General features: G+C 69.9%; 15 protein-coding genes. 7 read left to right on the top strand and 8 right to left on the bottom strand.

Annotation, left to right across the window (positions count from 1 at the left end; all coding sequences use genetic code 11):
* Nucleotides 1-56: 56 nt before the first annotated feature.
* Complete coding sequence (locus tag WME79_RS44660; RefSeq protein ID WP_437528211.1) at nt 57-1,298, top strand: CinA family nicotinamide mononucleotide deamidase-related protein; 1,242 nt, start codon at nt 57-59, stop codon at nt 1,296-1,298.
* A 90-nt stretch (nt 1,299-1,388) separates the two neighbouring features.
* Here the strand turns inward: WME79_RS44660 and clpB are convergent, their stop codons facing one another.
* The 4 genes from clpB to dnaN all read right to left on the bottom strand — a co-directional run bounded on the left by clpB (nt 1,389) and on the right by dnaN (nt 9,524).
* Nucleotides 1,389-3,998: an ATP-dependent chaperone ClpB gene (clpB, locus tag WME79_RS44655; protein ID WP_437528209.1), complete on the bottom strand. Its 2,610-nt coding sequence runs from the start codon at nt 3,996-3,998 to the stop codon at nt 1,389-1,391.
* 319 nt (nt 3,999-4,317) lie between these two features.
* Entirely contained in the window at nt 4,318-6,816 is a 2,499-nt protein-coding gene (gyrB, locus tag WME79_RS44650) for a DNA topoisomerase (ATP-hydrolyzing) subunit B (RefSeq protein ID WP_437528207.1), read from the bottom strand.
* A 420-nt stretch (nt 6,817-7,236) separates the two neighbouring features.
* Nucleotides 7,237-8,397 (bottom strand): DNA replication/repair protein RecF, encoded by a 1,161-nt coding sequence (gene recF, locus WME79_RS44645; RefSeq protein ID WP_437528205.1) that lies wholly within the window; start codon nt 8,395-8,397, stop codon nt 7,237-7,239.
* Complete coding sequence (dnaN, locus tag WME79_RS44640; protein WP_437528203.1) at nt 8,394-9,524, bottom strand: DNA polymerase III subunit beta; 1,131 nt, start codon at nt 9,522-9,524, stop codon at nt 8,394-8,396. The genes recF and dnaN overlap by 4 nt, the downstream gene beginning before the upstream one ends.
* 754 nt (nt 9,525-10,278) lie before the next feature.
* On the opposite strand from dnaN, the gene WME79_RS44635 reads away from it, so the two are divergent.
* Both WME79_RS44635 and WME79_RS44630 read left to right on the top strand, forming a co-directional pair.
* A complete protein-coding gene (locus tag WME79_RS44635) occupies nt 10,279-11,625 on the top strand; it encodes a serine/threonine-protein kinase (protein ID WP_437528201.1) in 1,347 nt (448 codons plus the stop codon).
* Between the two features lie 24 nt (nt 11,626-11,649).
* Nucleotides 11,650-12,306: an ATP-binding cassette domain-containing protein gene (locus tag WME79_RS44630; RefSeq protein WP_437528199.1), complete on the top strand. Its 657-nt coding sequence runs from the start codon at nt 11,650-11,652 to the stop codon at nt 12,304-12,306.
* 148 nt (nt 12,307-12,454) lie between these two features.
* On the opposite strand, the gene bioD is transcribed toward WME79_RS44630, so the two are convergent.
* The 3 genes from bioD to zapA all read right to left on the bottom strand — a co-directional run bounded on the left by bioD (nt 12,455) and on the right by zapA (nt 14,711).
* Nucleotides 12,455-13,105, bottom strand: a complete 651-nt coding sequence (gene bioD, locus WME79_RS44625; protein ID WP_437528197.1) for an ATP-dependent dethiobiotin synthetase BioD — start codon at nt 13,103-13,105, stop codon at nt 12,455-12,457.
* Between the two features lie 44 nt (nt 13,106-13,149).
* Complete coding sequence (locus tag WME79_RS44620) at nt 13,150-14,304, bottom strand: aminotransferase class I/II-fold pyridoxal phosphate-dependent enzyme (protein ID WP_437528195.1); 1,155 nt, start codon at nt 14,302-14,304, stop codon at nt 13,150-13,152.
* Between the two features lie 77 nt (nt 14,305-14,381).
* Nucleotides 14,382-14,711, bottom strand: coding sequence for a cell division protein ZapA (gene zapA, locus WME79_RS44615; RefSeq protein ID WP_437528193.1), 330 nt, complete (start codon nt 14,709-14,711; stop codon nt 14,382-14,384).
* 188 nt (nt 14,712-14,899) lie between these two features.
* Between zapA and WME79_RS44610 the strand changes: the two genes are divergently transcribed.
* Nucleotides 14,900-15,514 carry a hypothetical protein gene (locus WME79_RS44610; protein WP_437528191.1) on the top strand — a complete coding sequence of 205 codons (615 nt, stop codon included), beginning with the start codon at nt 14,900-14,902 and terminating at the stop codon, nt 15,512-15,514.
* 104 nt (nt 15,515-15,618) lie between these two features.
* Here the strand turns inward: WME79_RS44610 and WME79_RS44605 are convergent, their stop codons facing one another.
* Nucleotides 15,619-16,374 (bottom strand): hypothetical protein, encoded by a 756-nt coding sequence (locus WME79_RS44605; protein ID WP_437528189.1) that lies wholly within the window; start codon nt 16,372-16,374, stop codon nt 15,619-15,621.
* A gap of 259 nt (nt 16,375-16,633) precedes the next feature.
* Between WME79_RS44605 and WME79_RS44600 the strand changes: the two genes are divergently transcribed.
* Genes WME79_RS44600 through WME79_RS44590 form a run of 3 tightly spaced genes read left to right on the top strand, consistent with a single transcriptional unit; the run spans nt 16,634 to nt 19,643 of the window.
* On the top strand, nt 16,634-16,972 hold the full coding sequence (locus WME79_RS44600; RefSeq protein ID WP_437528187.1) for a DUF167 domain-containing protein: 339 nt from the start codon (nt 16,634-16,636) through the stop codon (nt 16,970-16,972).
* Nucleotides 16,969-17,766 carry a diaminopimelate epimerase gene (dapF, locus tag WME79_RS44595; RefSeq protein ID WP_437528185.1) on the top strand — a complete coding sequence of 266 codons (798 nt, stop codon included), beginning with the start codon at nt 16,969-16,971 and terminating at the stop codon, nt 17,764-17,766. Before WME79_RS44600 ends, dapF begins: the two co-directional genes overlap by 4 nt.
* On the top strand, nt 17,763-19,643 hold the full coding sequence (locus WME79_RS44590; RefSeq protein ID WP_437528183.1) for a diguanylate cyclase domain-containing protein: 1,881 nt from the start codon (nt 17,763-17,765) through the stop codon (nt 19,641-19,643). Before dapF ends, WME79_RS44590 begins: the two co-directional genes overlap by 4 nt.
* The last annotated feature ends 3 nt before the right edge of the window (nt 19,644-19,646 follow it).

Below are 19,646 nucleotides of genomic sequence, written 5' to 3'. Positions count from 1 at the left end.
AACAATCCGGAAACGCGCTCCGGCGGCGCCGGATGGAGTTAGAGTCCCGAGTCCCAATGGCTGTCGCGCTTCTCTCGATCGGGACCGAGCTCACCCGGGGCGAGATCATCAACACCAACGAGGCCTGGCTCGCTGCCGAGCTCACCGCAGCGGGCTTCACGGTCAGCGAATCCAGCACCGTCGACGATGACGTCGATCGCATCGTCGCCGCCGTCCGCCAGCTCGCGGGCGCGCACCGGCTGGTGATCGCCACCGGCGGCCTCGGCCCCACGACCGACGACCTCACCGCGAAGGCCGCGGCGCGTGCGATGGGCACCGACCTCGTGCGCGACGAGAGCACGCTGCTCGCCATTCGCCGGCGCGTCGAGAGCCGGGGCAAGACGATGAACGCGGGCCACGAGAAGCAGGCCGAGGTCCCCGCCGGGTCGGAGATCCTGCCGAACTCATCCGGCAGCGCGCCCGGCTTCGGCATTCACCTTGGCGAGTCCACCGTGTTCTTCCTCCCGGGTGTGCCGCGGGAGATGAAGAGCATGTTCGCCGAGCAGGTGCTGCCGCGCGTGCGGCCGGCTGCGCCGAACAACACCTTTCAGGTCCGCCTCCGCACCTACGGTCTTCCCGAGTCCACGCTGGGCGAGCTCCTGAAGGGCGTGGAGGAGGCCCACCCCGGCATCACGCTCGGCTACCGCGTGCACTACCCGGAGGTCGACGTGAAGGTCCACGCCCGCGCCGCCACGCAGTCGATGGCGCACGAGCTGGCCTTGAAGGCGACGGCCGATGTCCGTGAGCGGCTCGGCACCGCCGTGTACGGGGAGGGGGGCGACGCCTTCCCGGAGATGGTCGGACGTTCCGTGCGCGCCCGCGGCTGGAGGCTCGCCGTGTCGGAGTCGTGCACGGGCGGCCTGATCTCTCACCTGCTCACCAGTTACCCGGCGAGCGACTACCTGGTTGGCGCCGCGGTCACCTACGCGAACAGCGCCAAGACGCGGCTGCTCGGCGTCGCGGAGGACACCCTGCGCGGCCACGGCGCGGTGTCGGCCGAGGTCGCCGCCGAGATGGCGCAGGGCGTCCGCCGCCTCTGCGAGGTCGACGTCGCCATCTCCGTGACCGGCATCGCCGGCCCGACGGGCGGCACGGCGACCAAGCCGGTGGGCCTCTGCTACTGGGCTGTGTCGCACCCCGGCGGCCTCGTCGTGCGCGACCGCGTGTTCTCGGGGGATCGCGAGGAGGTCCAGCTTGGCGCCGCCTACGCCGTCCTGGACCTCCTCCGCCGCATCGCTGGCAATCTCCCTGAGCGCTGACGCAGGCCGAGCGCTGACGCAGGCCGAGCACTAACGCAGGCCGAGCGCTGACGCAGGCCGAGCGCTGGCGCGGGCGCGGGCTGGCGAGCGTCAGTTCGGCGCTGCGCGCGTGAACGTGAGCCCTCCGGCCCCGCGGTCGATCCGCACCGTGTCTCCCTGCTTGAACTCGCCGGCGAGGATCCGCTTCGCGAGCTCGTCCTCGATGCTCCGCTGGATGGCGCGCTTCAACGGCCTCGCGCCGTACTGCGGATCCCACCCCTGCTCGATGAGGTAGCCCTTCGCCTCGGACGAGATGGTGAACAGCAGCCCGCGTCGATCCAGGCGCTTTCGCAGCAGATCGAGCTGGATATCGACGATCTGCTCCATCTGCTCGCGCGCCAGCCGCCGGAACACGATGAGATCGTCGAGGCGATTCAAGAACTCCGGGCGGAAGTGCTTCCGCACCTCCTCGATGACGGCCCTCCTCACGAGCTCGGCCTTCTCGTCCGCCGGCAGGTTCGCTCGCTCCTCGATCGCCGCGGCCGCTGGCGTCCCGAGGTTCGATGTCAGGATGATGATCGTGTTCTTGAAATCGACCGTGTGCCCCTGGCCGTCGGTCAGGCGTCCATCGTCGAGCACCTGGAGGAGCGTGTTCCAGATGTCCGGGTGGGCCTTCTCGATCTCATCGAAGAGCACCACGCTGTACGGCCGCCGGCGCACCGGCTCCGTGAGCTGGCCGCCCTCCTCGTAGCCGACGTACCCGGGCGGCGCGCCGATCAGGCGGGCCACCGCGTGGCGCTCCCCGTACTCGCTCATATCGAGCCGCACCATGGCCCGCTCGTCGTCGAAGAGGATCTCGGCGAGCGCGCGCGCGAGCTCGGTCTTGCCGACGCCGGTCGGCCCGAGGAACAGGAACGATCCGATCGGCCGGCGCTCGTCGCCGAGCCCGGCCCGCGAGCGCCGGATGGCGTTCGACACCGCGCGGAGCGCGTCCTCCTGCCCGACGACGCGCTGGCGCAGCTCCTCCTCGAGGCGCAGCAGCTTCTGCATCTCGCTCTCGAGCATCTTGGAGACGGGGATCCCGGTCCATTTCGAGACGACCGCGGCGATGTCCTCGTCGGTGACCTCCTCCTTCAGGTAGCTCTGCTTCGACTGCACCTGGGAAAGGGTGCCGCGGATCGACTCGAGCTTCTTCTCGATCTCGGGGATCTTGCCGTAATGGATCTCCGCGGCGCGCCCGAGGTCCCCGGCGCGCTTCAGCCGCTCCTCCTCGAGCCGGAGCTCCTCGATCTGCGGCTTGAGCCGGCGCAGCTCGGAGATGAGCTCCTTCTCGCGCATCCACTGCGCCCGCATCGCGTCGCGCTGCCCCTGGAGGTCGGCGATCTCGCGCCGCACCTCGTCGAGGCGGACCTTGCTCGCCTTGTCGCTCTCGCGCTTGAGCGCCTGCTCTTCCATCTGCAGCTTGAGCAGATCGCGCTCGACCTGATCGATCGGCGTGGGCAGGCTATCGATCTCCATACGGATCTTCGACGCCGCCTCGTCGACCAGATCGATCGCCTTGTCGGGCAAGAATCGCTCGGTGATGTACCGGTTCGACAGGACGGCGGCCGAGACGAGCGCCGCGTCCTGGATGCGGATCCCGTGGTGGACCTCGTACTTCTCCTTGAGGCCTCGCAGGATGGCGATCGTGTCCTCGACGCTGGGCTGCGTGACGAGCACCTGCTGGAACCGCCGCTCCAGCGCCGCGTCCTTCTCGATCCGCTTGCGGTACTCGTCGAGGGTGGTCGCGCCGATGCACCGGAGCTCGCCGCGCGCGAGCGCGGGCTTCAGCATGTTGGCCGCGTCCATGGCGCCCTCGGCCGCGCCGGCGCCCACCAGCGTGTGGAGCTCGTCGATGAACAGGATGATGCGGCCGTTCGAGCCCTCGATCTCCTTGAGCACGGCCTTCAGCCGGTCCTCGAACTCCCCTCGGAACTTCGAGCCTGCGACCATGGCGGCGAGATCGAGCGCCGCGATGGTCTTGTCCTTGAGCGACTCCGGCACATCGCCCGCGACGATGCGTTGCGCGATGCCCTCGACGATCGCTGTCTTACCGACGCCGGGCTCGCCGATGAGCACCGGATTGTTCTTGGTGCGCCGCGAGAGCACCTGGATGACGCGCCGGATCTCCTCGTCTCGGCCGATCACCGGATCGATCTTGCCCTGTCGAGCGAGCTTCGTGAGATCCCGAGTGTACTTCTCGAGCGCCTGGAACTTCCCTTCGGGGTCCCGGTCCGTCACGCGCTGATTGCCGCGCACGGCCGCGAGCGACGAGAGGAGCTTGTCGTACGAGAGCCCCGCTCGCTCGAAGATCGATTGGATCTCCTTGTCGGCCTTGATGCCGGCGAGCAGGACGTGCTCTGTCGAGATGTACTCATCCTTGAGCGCCTTCGCCTCGTCTTCGGCCTTTTGCAGGACCGTGAGCGCGCGCCTCGACAGGTTCGGCTCGGCGCCGCCGCTGACGCGAGGGTAGGTGTCGATCTTCGCGTCGAGGAGGCGCAGCACGCTTGCCGGATCGGCGCCTGCCTTCTGCACCAGAGGCGCGCCGACGCCGCCGTCCTGGCTGACGATCGCCCGCACAAGGTGCTCGGGATAGAGCTCGGGGTTTCCCCGACGGCTGCCGAAATCGACAGCCTCTCGTATGGCCTCTTGGGCCTTCGTCGTCATTCGCTCGATTTTCATGGCCCCTCGAAGCTAAGGCGGGTGCCCCGCCTAGCAAGGGGACGGCCAGGCAAGCGGCTTGCCAAAAACGTCGAAGGGACGCTGAAGAGGCGCTGAAGAGGCGCTGAAGCGACGCCGAAGAGGCGCTGAAGAGATGCCGAGCGAACAGGGCAGGTGAGCGATGCAGCGGCAGCGCCGTGTCAACCCCCGACCGTGCGCCTCGAGCGCGGGGCTTGACGCACCGCACGCCCGGGCGCGGAGCCAAGGCGCCGCGCCTCCAGGCGCAGGTGCCGCGCCGGGCGCGCAGGAGCCGCGCGCCGGCGACGCGGGAGGCGTGGGCTCAGATATCGAGGTTCTTCACGTTGAGCGCGTTCTGCTCGATGAAGTTGCGCCGCGGCTCGACCTGATCCCCCATCAGGATCGTGAAGAGCTCGTCCGTCTTCACCGCATCGTCGATGCGGACCTGGAGGAGAGTCCGAGCGTCCGGGTTCATCGTCGTTTCCCAGAGCTCGTCGGCGTTCATCTCGCCGAGGCCCTTGTAACGGCTGATCGAGATGCCCTTCTTGCCGCGCTCCTCGATGTACTCGACGAGCGACTCTCCGTTCTCGATGGTCTCCTCGCCGCTCGAGGTGCGCGCCCGGTACGGGGCCGCGCCGATGGACCGGAGGTCCTGCTCGATCGACCAGGCCTCCTGGTACTCCGGCGAGTTCACCAGATCCCAGTCAATGACGCTCTTTCGCGCGCTCGCGCCCGGGCGCGGCACGACCTCGATCCGGCTCGTCCCGTGCTCCGTGTCCCGGGGCGTCGACAGCGTGAGCGGGAACAGGTCCGGATAGCGCTGCTTCAGGTAGGCGCGGAGCTCGTCGGCGGCCGCGGCGACCTTCTTGGTCTCGCGCAGATCGTCGCGCCCGAGCCCGCTGGACCGCAGCAGCGCCGCCACGATCCGCGCGTCACAGCGCTTGTCGATGTTGGAGAGCACGGCGCGGAACCGCTTCAGCCGCTGCGCCAGCCGGTAGAGCGGCTGGCCCGCGATGCCCGACTGGGCGCCGCTGGCGACGATCTCGAGCCCGTCCACGGCGTTGCCCACGAGGAACTCATCCAGGGCGCCCTGGTCCTTCAGGTACAGGTCCCGCTTGCCCTTGCGCACGCGGTAGAGCGGCGGCTGCGCGATGAACAGGTACCCCTTCTCCATGATCTCCGGCATCTGCCGGAAGAAGAAGGTCAGCAGCAGCGTGCGGATGTGGGAGCCGTCGACGTCGGCGTCCGTCATCAGGATGATCTTCTGGTAGCGGAGCTTGTCGATCTCGAAGCCGCCGGCGTCGTTGATCCCACAGCCGAGCGCGGTGATCAGCGTGCCCACCTCGGCGGAGCTCAGCATCCGGTCGAGCCGCGCGCGCTCGACGTTCAGGATCTTCCCCTTCAGCGGCAGGATCGCCTGGAAGTGCCGGTCGCGCCCCATCTTGGCGCTGCCGCCGGCGCTCTCGCCCTCGACGATGTAGATCTCGCTCTTCTCCGGGTCCTTGGACTGGCAGTCGGCGAGCTTGCCCGAGAGCGAGGTCACGTCGAGCGAGCCCTTGCGGATCACCTCGCGCGCCTTGCGGGCCGCCTCGCGCGCCTTCGCCGCGACGACCGCCTTCTCGATGATCTTCTTCGCGCTCTGGGGGTTCTCTTCGAAGTACTGCCCGAGCTTGTCGCTGACGGCGGCCTCGACGATGCCCTTGACCTCGCTCGACACGAGCTTCGACTTCGTCTGCGAGTCGAACGACGGGTCCGGGTGCTTGATGCTGAGCACGCACGTCAGGCCCTCGCGCGCGTCCTCACCCTGCAGGCCCTGCTTCAGCTCCTTGAAGAGGTTGTGCGCGCTCCCGTAGTTGTTGATCGTCTTCGTGAGCGCGGCGCGGAGCCCGGTGAGGTGGGTGCCGCCGTCCTTGTTGTGAACGTTGTTCGTGTAACAGAAGATGGCTTCCGTATAGGAGCCATTCCACTGCAGCGCGACCTCCACGCCGACCGGCGGAGTCGCGGCGCTGCCGCGGCCGTTCGCGCCGTCGCCTGGGGCGCCGACCTCATGCTGCGACACGAAGCTGATCACGTCGTCGTGAATCGGCTCCTTGGTCTTGTTGAGGAGCGACACGAACTCGGAGATGCCCCCCTTGTACTCGTAGATCTCCGCTCTCCCGTCGGGGCGCTGGTCGTGGAGGTGAATGATGAGCCCGGCGTTCAGGAACGCGAGCTCGCGCAGGCGGCTCGCGAGGATGTCGAAGCTGAACTCGACCGTGCTGAAGACGATGGGATCGGGCTTGAAGGTGAGCTTCGTCCCCGTCTTGTCCGTCACGCCGATCCCCTTGAGCGGGGCCTTCGGCACGCCCCGGGCGTACTCCTGAAACCAGAGCTTTCCTTCGCGCTTGATCTCGAGCTTCAGCCACTCGGAGACGGCGTTCACGGCGCTCACGCCGACGCCGTGCAAGCCCGCAGAGACCTTGTAGCTGGAGTTGTCGAACTTGCCGCCGGCGTGGAGGACGGTCATGACGACCTCTGCCGCGCTGACGCCCTTGGCGTGCATCCCGACCGGGATCCCGCGGCCGTTGTCCTCGATCGACACCGAGCCGTCGAAGTGGACGGTGACCCTGATCTCCGTGCAGGCGCCGGCGAGGTGCTCGTCGACCGCGTTGTCGACGGCCTCCCAGACCAGGTGGTGGAGCCCCGATCCGTCGTGCACATCGCCGATGTACATGCCGGGTCGCTTTCGCACCGCTTCAAGGCCTTCGAGCGCCGTGATGCTGTGGGCGTCATACGACGCCTTGGTGAGGTCGGTCGGCTGGCTCAGGGTGGGTTCCGTCATCTCGGTCCTGGTGGCGCGCCCGCCGCCTCTCACCGGGGGCGCAGAGCGGCGGAGACCGCTCGGATTGCCGGAGTTCTTGCAGTGGAGGGGCCGGCTCGATGGCAGCTCGTCTGGTGAGACCCGGGCGCCGCGGCCGCGGCGCCGGATCGATTCCGGGGCCACGAGCGTTCATGTGCGGACCGCTCGTCGATGCCCCGTAAAGACTGCGGAAATGTAGCCGAAATCAGGGGCTCGGGCAAGCGTTTCGCCGGGTCCGGAAGCCTCGTAACACCGTATTTTCGGTGCCCATCGCGGGCGCGTCCGGAGCATCCCAACTCGCGCGCTCCGAGGCCAGGATCAACGCGTTTGACGGCGGTCGCGGCGCGGTCGGCTGACGTTCGTCGCGGGCGCGCCGGCTGGCGCACGCGCGGGCGACGAACGTCAGCCGACCGCGCCGCCTTCGACGTGGAAATCGCGCCGCTCCGAGGAAGGTACGCCCGGTGTGACGATGAGATCGCGCCGCGTGGTCGTCAGGAATACCTGTCCGCGCGCCATTCCGAGGAACATGAACAGCGCCGCGGTCCGGTCGGGATCGAGCTCGCTCGACACGTCGTCAAGCAAGAGGATTGGTTCTACGCCCCGGACGGAAGCAATGGCAGCGGTCTCTGCTGCTTTGAGCGCGAGCGTGAGGGCCCTGTGCTGGCCCTGGGAGGCGACCACGCGGGCGGGGTGACCGTCGAGCTCGAGCAGCAGGTCGTCTCGGTGGGGGCCGAAGCCCGCGCTCGGCCGGTGCGCGTCGCGGCGGCGCTGCTCGCGCAGCGCCTCGCGCGCCTGCTCGGCATCGCCGCTGCCGCCCGGCGCGTACCGCGCGGCCAGCGTCAGGTTGGGCGCGGCGATGCGGGCGAAGGCGTGCGTGAGCTCCGGCGCCAGCGCCTGGACGGCCGCCTCGCGGGCGCGGGTCAGCGCCGCGCCATGGAGGGCGCAGAGCGCCTCGAACGCGTCGAGCTCGGCGCTCGCCTGGGCCTGCGCGCCCCCGCCGCGGTGGAGCAGCTCGTGGCGCGCGCGGAGCGCCTGCGCGTAGCGGGCCCGGTGGTCGGCGCTCTGCGGGTCCATGAAGAGCGCCAGGCGATCGAGCAACGTGCGCCGCGCGCTCGCGGGCCCGGTGGACAGCGCGAGCTCCTCCGCGTGGAAGGCGACGACCGGCGATCGCGTCGCGAAGCTCGCCAGGCTCGGAGGCCGGTTGCCGTCGATCCGCACGACGCACCGCTTGTTCTCCACGGCGGCTGTTTGCTCGCGCGCGAGCGGCTGCAGCGCATCCCGGCGCTCGACGAAGCGCGCGCGCGCGCTGGCGATGGGGGCGCCGTGGCGGACCAGCTCGGCCAGCCGATGGGTGCGGAAGCTCCTCGAGGTCGCGGCGAAGTAGATCGCCTCGAGAAGGCTCGTCTTTCCCTGCCCGTTGTTGCCGGCGATGACGTTGATGCGCGGCGCGGGCTCGACATCGACGCGACCGAGGTTCCGGAACTCGCGGATGTGGAGCCGCTCGAGGAGGAGGCTCGGGGAGCGCTTCTCCAGCTCGTCCAGCTCGTCGGAGGGCGCGCTCAAATCCGCATCGGCATGATGACGGCGACGTAGCTCTGCTGGTTCGACTCGCTGCCGGGCCGGAGCACGGCGGGGTCGAGCTCGCCGGAGATGCCGAGGATGACCTCCTCGTCGTCGATCGAGGCGAGCACGTCGAGGAAGTACTTCGCGTTGAAGCCGATGGTGACCTCGGGTCCGCTGTAGTCGACGGCCAGCTCGTCGAAGCCGGCGCCGGTGTCGGGGCTCTCGCTGGTGATCCGGAGCGTCCCCGGCGCGATCGACAGCTTGACGCCGCCGGTGCGGTCGTTGGCGGCGAGCGCGATGGCGCGGAGGGCCTCGGCGAACGCGACGCGGGGGGCGCGGACCGAGCGCTCGGTGACGGACGGGATGACCTGCTGGTAGGGCGGGAACTGCGCGTCGACGAGCTTCACCGAGAACTGCATCCCGGCGATGTTGAAGAAGGCGTTCGGCCCGCTCTGGGTGATGGCGACCATCGGGGTCTCCTTCTCGGCGCGCGCTTCCTCGGCGAGGCGGCGGAGCTCCGTGATCGCCTTGAGCGGGATGAGCATGGTGGCCGTCGCGGAGCTGCCCGACACGGTCGCCTCCATCTTGGAGAGGCGATGGCCGTCGGTGGTCACCATCCTGACGCGATCGCCGGCCCACTCGAACAGGGCGCTGTTCACGTGGGCGCGGGTCTCGTCGGTGGAGATCGAGAAGTGGGTCCGGGTGATCAGGAGCGCGAGCTGCTCGACGGGGAGCTCCAGCGAGGGCGCGTCCGCCGCCGGGGCGGGCAGCTGCGGGAACTCCGAGCCGGGGAGGCCGGGGAGCGTGTAGCGCCGGGGCGATCCGACGGCCTTGAGCGACGTGTGCGCGCCCTCGGTGGTGGTGATCTGGATCGGGCCATCGGGCATGGCCTTCACGCGCTCCAGCAGGTCCCTGGCGGGGACCGCGACGGTGCCGCCGGTCTTGATGTCCGCGTGGGTCTGGCCGGTGACGCCGAGGTACAGGTCGGTCGCGGCGACGCGGACGGCGTTGCCCTCGGCGGCGAGCAGGACGTTGGCGAGCGCGGGCATGGCGCTCTTCTTGTCCGCCACGCCTTGGCAGCGCGCGACGAGGCGAAGCAGATCTTTCTTGGGGATCACAAGGTCCATAGCCGACTCCGGAGCCGCTCCCTTTAGCAGGGTTATCGCCCGGGGGTGCGGCGGAAATGAGCGCTCGCGTGACCTTGCGCAACGCCTCTTCTTTCCATGAAATAGATAGATAAAGACATCGTCTTCGTCGTAGGCGCTGTGGAGGGCGGGGATAACTCAGAATGCGCAACGAATCCAATGAGTTAGAAGCGGGTGCCCTGGGGTAAATGGACCGTCCTCAGGGGTAGGTGGACAGGGGAGAGCTGGCGGATGACCGATCTCCCCCGTTTTGCCCCCAGGGTTGCCGGCGGGGTTATCCCCAAGGATCCCCCAGGGGGCGTGCGGGGTGATGTGGAACCGAGCGCAGCCAGCGTGCTCTGCCCGATGCGCTGTGCAGTTTCGAGCGGCACCTGGATGGAGTATTTCAAAATGTACGGACTTGAGTTCGGTGCGGTGCATCCACTGCGGTAGCCACCACGATCTCGCGGCGGTCGTGTGTCCGGTGACCGGGCTTGTCGTTGCTCCGAGCGATCCGCCGCCTTTGCGCGTGGGACCTCGCGCCGGCGTGGCTCCGTTGCAGCCGAGCCCTCGGCCAGCAGCGCATCCTCCGTCGAGGGGGGCGCCGCCGTTGCTGAGGTGGCCGGCGGGCGTGGAACCGAGCTCATCGGTACGCGGCGCGCTGGCGCCGGGTGCGGAACAGCGGGCCTTCGTGTCGCGCGCTCCGTCGTCTGCCGCGGCGGCCTCGCGGACGCCGGCGTGGCCGAGGGACCGCGGCGTGAGCCCGACCTCTTCCGGGCGCTCGCTGCTCGGCCACGTGATCAGCGACAAGTACGCGGTCACCGCCATCATCGGGGAGGGCGGCATGGGCGCCGTGTACGAGGCGGAGCACCTCCAGATCGGGCGGCTGGTTGCTGTCAAGGTGATGCATCCGCGGGAGACGCAGAAGCGCGAGGCCATCTCGAGGCTGGAGCACGAGGCGCGTGTCGCCGGGCGGATCGGTCATCCCAACATCTGTGAAGTATACGACATGGGGTGGCTCCCTGACGGCAGCCCCTACCTCGTGATGGAGCGTCTCCATGGGGAGACGCTGGCGCAGCGGATCGAGCGCTGTGGTGTCGTTCCACCGAACGAGCTCGTCGACATCATGCTTCAGGTGCTCTCGGCGCTGGTGACGGCGCATGATCGGGGGGTCGTCCACCGTGACCTGAAGCCAGAGAACATCTTCCTCTCGGAGCGCACCGGCATGTTGCCGGTGGCCAAGCTGCTCGATTTCGGCATCTCCCAGGCCTCGGGTATGGATGGGGCGATGACGGATCTGACCCGCACCGGCATGGTGATGGGCACGCCGTATTACATGGCGCCCGAGCAGGCACGGGGGGACGTGGAGCTTGACCGCCGGCTCGATCTGTGGGCTGCGGGCGTGATCGTGTACGAGGCGCTGACAGGCCAGCGCCCGTTCGTGGCCCGCAACTACAATGCGCTGCTCGTCCAGATCCTCACGCTGTGGCACCGGCCGATGACGGAGCTCGATCCGACGATTTCGCCCGGCCTCTCGCGACTCGTGGACCGCGCCCTGGCGAAGGCGCGGGATGAGCGATTCCAGAGCGCGCGGGAGTTCCTGGAAGGGCTGCGGCGGTTCAAGAACCAGGTACCGGTGTCACAGAAGCGCCGGCGAGAGCGCGTTGCCGTTCAGAATCTCGTCGACGAACAGTCCGACGACGGCACGATGATGTTCGCTCGGCTCGCAGAGGGCGAGCAGGGGAGTGACCCTGGCAGGGTCGTCGTGGCGGGCGCTCTCGGCACGGAGGCCGCCACGAGCAAGGAACCGCAGACGGCGGACTGCACCAAAGGGCCGCAGGTCCCTCAAGGCGCGCGGCCGCGGTCGTCCGACGATGGCGCTTTGCGCAGGCCAAGCGAGCCGGTCACGGAGACGGATGACGGGCAATCTCGAGACGATGAGTCGGAGGATCGACCGACGATTCCGTCGTTGAGCCCGCTCGAAGAGGAAGCGGTGCTCTCCGACGATTCCGAGGCGACTGTCGTTGATCCGCCAGCGTTCCCGGAGGACATCACCACGGTCGTTCAGGGCGAAGGTCGCGCTCGAGGCGGCGACAAGAGCTGACGGGAACGCGAGCGCAGGAGCAAGGTGAGCGCTGTGAGGACGATCGAGCGCGTGGTGGCCCGTGGCGTCGTGAAGACGTACGGAGCGACGGCGGCGTTGCGTGGGGTGAACGCGACGATCGAGGCAGGGCGATTGACGCTCATCGAGGGGGCGAACGGGTCGGGTAAGTCGACGCTGCTCGGGATCCTCGGGACCGTGATCCGTCCCACGTCGGGCGCTGTGAACTACGAGCCGCTCGGCGACGATGCCGGGATGGCGCGCGGCACCATCGGCTGGCTGTCCCACGAGTCGCTGGCGTACCCGGACCTCTCCGGCCGGCAGAACGTCGAGCTGGCGGCCGGCTTCCACGGGCTCGACGCGCAGGAGGCGTGGCGCCAAGCGGAGGAGCGCTTCGAGCTCGGGAGCTTTGCGCTAAGGCCGCTTCGCACGTGCTCGCGTGGCCAGCGACAAAGAATCGCGCTCGCGAGAGCGTTGGTGCACCAGCCTTCGCTGGTGCTGCTGGATGAGCCGACCACGGGCCTGGACCGCGCAGGGGTGGCGCGGCTCCTTGCGGTCGTGGAGGCGGAGGTGGTGCGGGGCGCCGCGGTGGTCGTTGTGTCCCACGAGCCGGAGGTCTTCCGAGAGCGGGCAGCGGCCCGTCTGGTGCTGGAGCGGGGTCGCGTCGTCACCGACGCTTCCTGACGAGGCGCGCCGGTCCTTCGGAAGTCCCGCGAACCCGCCGAGGGGTCTCCTTCGGCCGAAGCTCAGGACCACGTACTCAGGTCCGGTAGCTCGGCTTGATTTCTCACGAACTCGAGGCTGCTCGCCCCTCGAAGGTGACGCTGTCTCGCTACGACAGTGCGAGTTGCGCCAGGGCGACCTGCGCCGCGGCGAGCGATGCTGGTGCGGTTGGAGCGGCCCGCGGCATCACAACAGCGCCGGAAGCAATGCCGAGCGCCGCGAGCTCCCCTGCGTTCGTGCCGGTTGATGCATCGGGCACGGTCGGCGGGTTCAGCATGACGACGGCCGGCGGAAGACCAGGAGCGAGCGCGCGGAGGGCGAGCGTGCAGCAGGCGATCTCGTGAAGGATGCCCAGCCGGTCGAGGCCGACCAGGACGACGGCATCGGGAGAGAGTGCGCGCACGAGGTCTGCGTTCGTCAGTCCAGGTCCGAGCGGGGAGAGGAGCGCGCCGGCGCTCTCCACGATGGCGAGGGGAGCGGACTGCCTGTCGACCCACGCGGTGGCGACGTCCAGCGAGATGGTGTGTCCGCAACGGCGCGCTGCCAGGTGAGGGGAAAGCGGCTCAGCGAAGCGGTACGGTGCTGGCTCGGGTGGGACCGAGCTGACAAGCGCCAGGTGCTCGGCGTCGGTCGTCGAGGTGCCGTCGACGCCCGATTCGATGGGCTTCAAGCCGCAGACCTTGTCGCCGCGAGCTGCCAGCGCGGCGACCAGCGCGACCGACACGTGCGTCTTGCCCACCCCGGTCCCGGTTCCGACCACGGCGACCCGGATCTGTCCTGTTTCACGTGAAACAGGATGGCCCCTCATCGCATCGCCTCCCGGAACCCCGCAAGGGCGCGCTCGACGTCCGACTCCGAGAGAGACGCGTTCGCCACGATACGGAGCCGCGACGTGCCAGCCGGCACCGTCGGCGGTCGGATCGCCTGGACGAGGACACCCTCGCTCGCGAGGCGCCGAGACATCTCCACCGCGGCCCCCGGCGACTTCAGGATCCAGGGGAGGATCGGGCCCGAGGAGCCCGGAAGCAGCTCGGCTCCCAGCGTCAGCAGACCGGAGCGAAGCCGCCGGGTGATCATCGCCAGGCGCGCCCGAGCCGGGTCGTCCGCGGCGGCGCGCCGCACGCGATCCACCGCAGCGAGCGCCACCACGGGGCTGATGCCGGTCGAGTAAACGAAGCTCCTGGCGCGGTTCCACAGGTAGGTTCGCAACGTCGAGGAGCCCGCGACGAAGGCGCCGTGGAGCCCGAGCGACTTGCCGAGCGTGCCGATGAGCACGTCGGGGCGAACCCCGGCCTCGGCGCAGAGGCCAGCGCCGCGCGGTCCGAAGACACCAAGGGCGTGCGCCTCGTCCACGATCAACGCGGCATCGTGGAGATCGCAGAGCTCACGGAGGCGGCGGAGGTCCGGGGTGTCGCCATCCATGCTGAAGAGCGATTCGGTCACCACCCACCGGCGGCGAGCGCCCCTGGCCCGCACGAGGGCGCTTTCGACCGCCTCCACATCGACATGGCCCACCACCTCGACCGTCGCCCCCGAGAGACGACATCCGTCGATGAGCGACGCGTGGTTCAGCGCGTCCGACACGACGACGTCTCCCGGCCTGGCGAGCGCGGCGACGGCGCCGACGTTGGCCGCGTACCCCGAGGAGAACAGCAGCGTCGCCTCCAGGCTCAGCCATGCGGCGATCTCCCGCTCGGCCATCAGGTGGGCCTCGTGGGTCCCGCTCACCAGGCGGGACGCCCCCGCGCCGCTCGCGGTCCCGACCTCGGAAGCCAAGGCGAGCCCGGCGTAGCCGAGGTAGTCGTTGGAGCACAGGACCAGCATCCGAGAGGACGCCGGGGCCACAGGAGGCGTGCGCAGCAAGCCGGCGCGATCCATCTCGGCGAGCTCGTCCTCGAGATGGCGAAGGGCGTTCACGCCTCCAGGCGTGGGGTCGAGGGCCTGGAAAGCTTCATCCATGGGTGCAGGCATGCCATCTCCAGTCAGCGGCAGGGCCGATCAACAGGACCATCCCCGCCAGATACGGGCACTCCAGCTCAGCGGGTGCTGTCGTTCGCTCCGCTGGACGAGGGCGACTCCGGAGCGGCGCCGAGGACCGCGTCGACCCGCTGCAGGATACGGCCAAAGGCGTCCCGAGCGCGCCCCGCGATCGCCGACGCCCGGGTCCGCTCCTGCTCGAGATCGTGCGCGAGCGCGATGGCGGCGAGCAACATGGCCTGGGGGGTCACGGCGCGGCCGGCGGGCACAACGGTAGCGAGCTTCTGATCGACGACCGCGGCGAGCCGCTGGAGCTCTTCGTCGCTCGCGGACGTCACCACGCGGTAGGTCTGACCTCCTACCCGTAGCTGCACTGTGCGTCGCGCCATGGCCCCCGGACGCTACCATGAACGCTAGCGGGCGCGCAGGGCGGGCTGCGCGGTGCGAACGGAGGGACTCACCCGCGACGGACGCGACGCATCGAAGACGAACTCAGGACACGCTCAGGCGGGGCGCAGGCTCCGTGCAGCAGAATTCAGGCGCGCTCCTCGCGAGCGCCCTGTAGCATCGATCCATCATGGCCACCGCGGGCCGCCCAGCTGCCTTGGTTGCCGCGCTCCTCGGAGCCGTTCTCCTCCACGGCACAGCCCGCGCCGAGCCCCAGGCGAGCGCCGGCGTCACCGTTGGCGTTGCCGGCGTCGGCCTCGATCGGCAGCTGTGGGACTCGACGGTCTTCCACGTCGGGCTGCGCGGAGACGTCCTGTTCGGCCGCGCTGCCAACGACGACTTCGGCGTCGGTCCCTACGCCGAGGTGCTCACCCACGCGTTCGATGAGATCCAGACCGGCGCGGGCATCTCCGTGCTCGCGCCCATCCACGACGCGTTCCCGCTGGTCCTCTCCACCGGCGCCTACGGCCGGTGGAGCGAGGACGCCCGCGGCGTGGAGCCAGGGATCGCCGCCGCCATCTTCTGGGGTGGACGCAGCTACAACTTCCACTCGCGCTACGGGATGAGCACAGGGCTGCTCGCCCAGGTGCGGTTCGGGCTCGGCGGCTCGAAGGAGACCGCGGTCGTCCTCGCGGCGCAGCTCGATCTCGCGCTGCTCGCCCTTCCGTTCGTCTACCTCTTCGAGGCCGCGAAAGGGCCGTCACCCGAAGCAGCCCCGGTGCGCCGCGCCAAACCGGCGCCGTGACGGCGGCTCGATCCGGCGCCTCGATGGCACCGTGACGGCGGATCGAGCCAGCGCCTCGATGGCGCCGTGACGGCGGCTCGAGCCGGCGCCTGCTGGGGAGCGCTCTACAGGCCGAAGCTTGCGATGTGATCGGCGCAGGGCTGACCGAGGTCGCGGCAGTCCTGAGGGCCCCGGGCGCCAGGGCAGGCACCCTCGAGCTCCTTGGCGTCCTCGCACTCCTCGTTCGCGGAGCTGTAGCAGCAGTCCGGCGGCGACGTGTCGACGCACCGGCTGCAGGCGAAGCAGACCCTGACGGGGTAGGTCCACTCCGTGGTCTCGACCTCCTGGCCGCCCAGCGTCCTGCCGCGCAGCACCACCGTCGCCCACACCTGGATATCGCGCCGGAGCTGCGCGGCCTGCGCGCGCAGGGTGTCCATCGTGGCGCCGTCGATCAGGAGGACCTCGCTGCAGTTGTAGCCGGGGTCGCCGGACGAGCCCGGGTCGACCGTGCCGGTGATCGGAACGACGTAGCCCGGCGTCACGTCGTTGCCCTCGATGTCGGCGACACGGACCTCGGCCTCGTAGAGCTGGACGCGGGATGTCTCCGTCCGGAGGACGTCGGGGTCGCCGCGCTCCACGATCTGGTTGCCCACCAGCAGCATCGCGCTGTGGCTGCCCGCATAGGCCGAGTCCACCGCGTCCTCGGTCCAGAACGGTTCGCTGGGACCGCAGCTCACGGTGCAGTCCCCCGTCTCTGCCATCCGCATGCGGATGAACAGGCTGCTCTCGTTGTCGGCGCATGCAGACCCGAGCAAGCCACCCGACGTCGCGAGCAGCGCGAGCGCGCACAACCTCCTCGCGAGGCTGGGCGTTGCGTTCACGGACCCTTCTCCTTCATCAGTCATGTCCAACGCCTCCACCGCGGAAATGAACATCAGCAGCGAACAACGAGAGCCGCTGATGCAAGTCGACCTGCCGGATCGTACTGCGCGAGCCGACCCACGGCCGGGGCGAAAAGAGTAGCGGGTCAGGCCGCCGACCGGCAAATTCGCGATGGCCGTCGCCGTCCGAAGAGCGACATCACCGCGGCTCGCGGGAACCACGCGTGAGCTCCAGATACGCTACGATGCCGCCGGCCAGATGAGCAAACCCGAGGAGAGCGGCGCCGTCGGCGAGTGGAGTCGCCTCGCGATCACCGAGCGCGCCGAAGGCGTCCGCATCTCGGTCCAGGTGCGCCCGAAGTCGTCGCGCTCGGCCATCGTCGGGGTGCGCGAGGCGGCGCTCGACGTGTCGTTGACCGCGCCGCCCGTGGAGGGCGCCGCCAACGCGGAGCTCATCAAGCTGCTCTCGCGCGCGCTCGACGTGCGCCAGAGCGATGTCCAGATAGCCCTCGGCGCGAGCGGCAGGAGCAAGGTCGTCGCCGTCCGAGGGCTCAAGGAAGTCGAGGCGCGAAAGCGGCTCGCCGGGGCGAAGCGATGAAGGAAAACGTCGTCCGGTTCGAGAAGTGGGAAGGTCTTGGCAACGACTTCATCCTGGTCGAGGCCGTCCCGATGACCGCCGAGGCGGCGCGGCGCCTGTGCGACAGGCGGTTCGGCATCGGCGCCGACGGCGTGCTCGTGATCGAGCGCGAGCAGCCGCGCATGCAGGTCTGGAACGCCGACGGGAGCCGCCCCGAGATGTGCGGCAACGGGATCCGCTGCGTCGCGGCCTACCTCGTCTCCCGCGGGACCCCCCAGAAGGCGCTCACCATCGCGACCGACGCCGGCGACAAGCGGTGCGAGGTCACACGGGCGGGCGATCGGTTCGACGTGCTCGTCGGCATGGGTCGGGCCCGCATGGGCGAGACGCTCGTCGTCACAGCGCTCGGCGCGGAGCACCGGTTCGCCAGCGTCGACGTCGGCAACCCGCACGCGGTGACGTTCGATCCCTACACGGAGGACGCGATCGATGAGCTCGGGCCGATCGTCGCGACCACGCCCGCCGAGGGCGTCAACGTCGAGTTCTGCCGCGTTCGACCGGCCGAGCACGGCGAGGCCGCGCGCATCGACGTGACCGTCTGGGAGCGCGGGGTGGGCCGCACGCTGGCGTGCGGAACGGGCGCCTGCGCCGCAGCGGCCGCGGCGTGCGCGCAGGGCCGCGCGCCGTACGGAGCCCCTCTCCGCCTGGCGCTGCCGGGGGGCTCGCTCCGCATCACCGTGGCCCCCGGATCCCTGGAGCTGCTCATGCAAGGCCCGGCGCGCCGGGCGTTCTCGGGCGAGGTGGTGATCGCGTGACCGCCTCGCTCGAGGGGGTCTGGAGTCCTGGCCGGGCGCCGGCCCACGAGTTCTCGCTCAAGGTGCTCGCCGTCATCGCCGACGAGGCGACCCGCACCCTGTTCTCGCGGGTCATCACGTCCGATGAGCTGATGCTCGCCGGCGATCTCGCCGAGGGGATCGTCCTCGCCGAGACCGCCGCGCCCGACATCGCCTTCATCGATGTCGGGCTCGGGGACGGGGCCGGCCTCGCCATGGTCCACCACCTGAAGGCCCTCGCGTCCGAGGCCACCGTCTTCGCGCTGGCGACGAGGGCGGAGCTCGAGGCGGGCGCCCATGCGGTCGCGCTCGGCGGCGCCGGGCTCTTCCTGCTGCCGCTCGGCGGGGACGAGGTGCTGAACGCGGTCGGCTCGGTGCGCGTGCGCTTCGCCGAGCGGGCTCTTCGGGTGCAGCTCGAGCAGGAAGCCGCGCGCAGCGCGCGCGCTGCCGGGTGGATCGCCCGCGTGGCCGAGCTCGCCGATGCGCGCGACCGCAACGCAGCGGCCCAGCAGCTCGCCGAGGTGTTCGTCGAGGCGACGGGCGCGGCGGCAGCCGCCGTCTACCTGGCCGCCGGAGAACGCTCCAGCGAGCTGGTCCGCGCCGCGGCGATGGGTCCGCTCGACCGCGCGCCCGCCTACGGGACCGAGACCGACATCCTCGATTTCGCCCGGCGCGAGCAGCTCATCGTCGTCCCGCTGGCGCTCCGCAAGCTCGCCGCAGGGCATCTCCTTCTCCAGAAGGAGCCCGGCCGCAGCTCCGCGTTCCCTTCGGTCAGGCGCCCGGACAGCGCGGCCTCGACCCCGCGGCGCGCCCCGCTCCTCGACGGCCTCGTCAAGCTGCTCGCCACGCAGGCGACGACGGCGCTTGCCCTCCTCGGCGAACGAGAGCGCTCGACGGGCGGCGCCGCGATGAAGGATCCGGCGTCGAGCGCCTACTCGTTCGCCTACTACGTCGACGTCGCCGGCCGGGAGATCGACAAGGCCAGGCGGTACGGCCGCCGGTTCACGATCGCGACCATCGTGATCGAGCCGGATGGGGCGGCCGCACCGGAGCGCCCAGGCGACTTCTGGAGGGTTACGCCAGCGCCCCCTGCGAACACGCACAACCCGGGTCAGGTCGTCGAGCACTTGCTCCGCGCCGTGCGCGACACCGACATCCTGGCCCGCGTCGACGAGAACGAGTTCCACCTGCTCATGCCCGAGACGGCCGCCCTGGAGGCCCACGCCTGCCATCGACGGATGCTCTCGCACGTCGCCGAGAGCGAGAAGCGGGCCGGGTACCTGCCGAAGGGGCTGCTCGTCGGGGTCGCCACCTTCCCCCATGACGGCCAGAGCCTCGCTCAGCTGCTCCGCATCGCCCGGCGGCGCGCCGACGCCACCAAATCCTCGATCGTCCACCGCGTCCCTCAGGATCGGCGGAACATCGGCGAGATCGTCAGCCTCCTCGTCCGGGAGCCCCCCGCGCCCGGCGGGGCTTCCGCGATCTCGGCGCCCCGCGCGCTCGATCTGTCGGTGTCCGATACGATCCTGCTCGCGACGTCGGTCGTCAGGAACGCGCTCCGCGGGGGCGCGGTGTTCCTGCTGGTCGCTCACCACGACGGGCTGAGCCTGGGAGCGCAGGTCAAGGCGCTGCTGGCCTCGGCGCGCGACGACGTGGTGGTGCACACCGTCGACCTCCGCTCCTCGCCAGGGTGCGACGACATCGAGGCGCTCTGTGTCCTCGCGGAGCACGGCGCGTATGCCCTGGTCGGGCGTAATCAGGGGGGGTTCGTGAAGGGTATCCACGCCGCCGATCCGCTGCTCGCGGACTTCCTCGCCGAGCGGCTCGGCCGCGCGGCCGGGCTGCGGGTCTTCGGCTGACTC

It is taken from the genome of Sorangium sp. So ce726, from assembly GCF_051521405.1.
Taxonomy (GTDB): Bacteria; Myxococcota_A; Polyangia; order Polyangiales; family Polyangiaceae; genus Sorangium.
The sequence above is the reverse complement of the archived record's forward strand: the minus strand, read 5'-3'. Positions and strand labels throughout refer to the sequence as shown.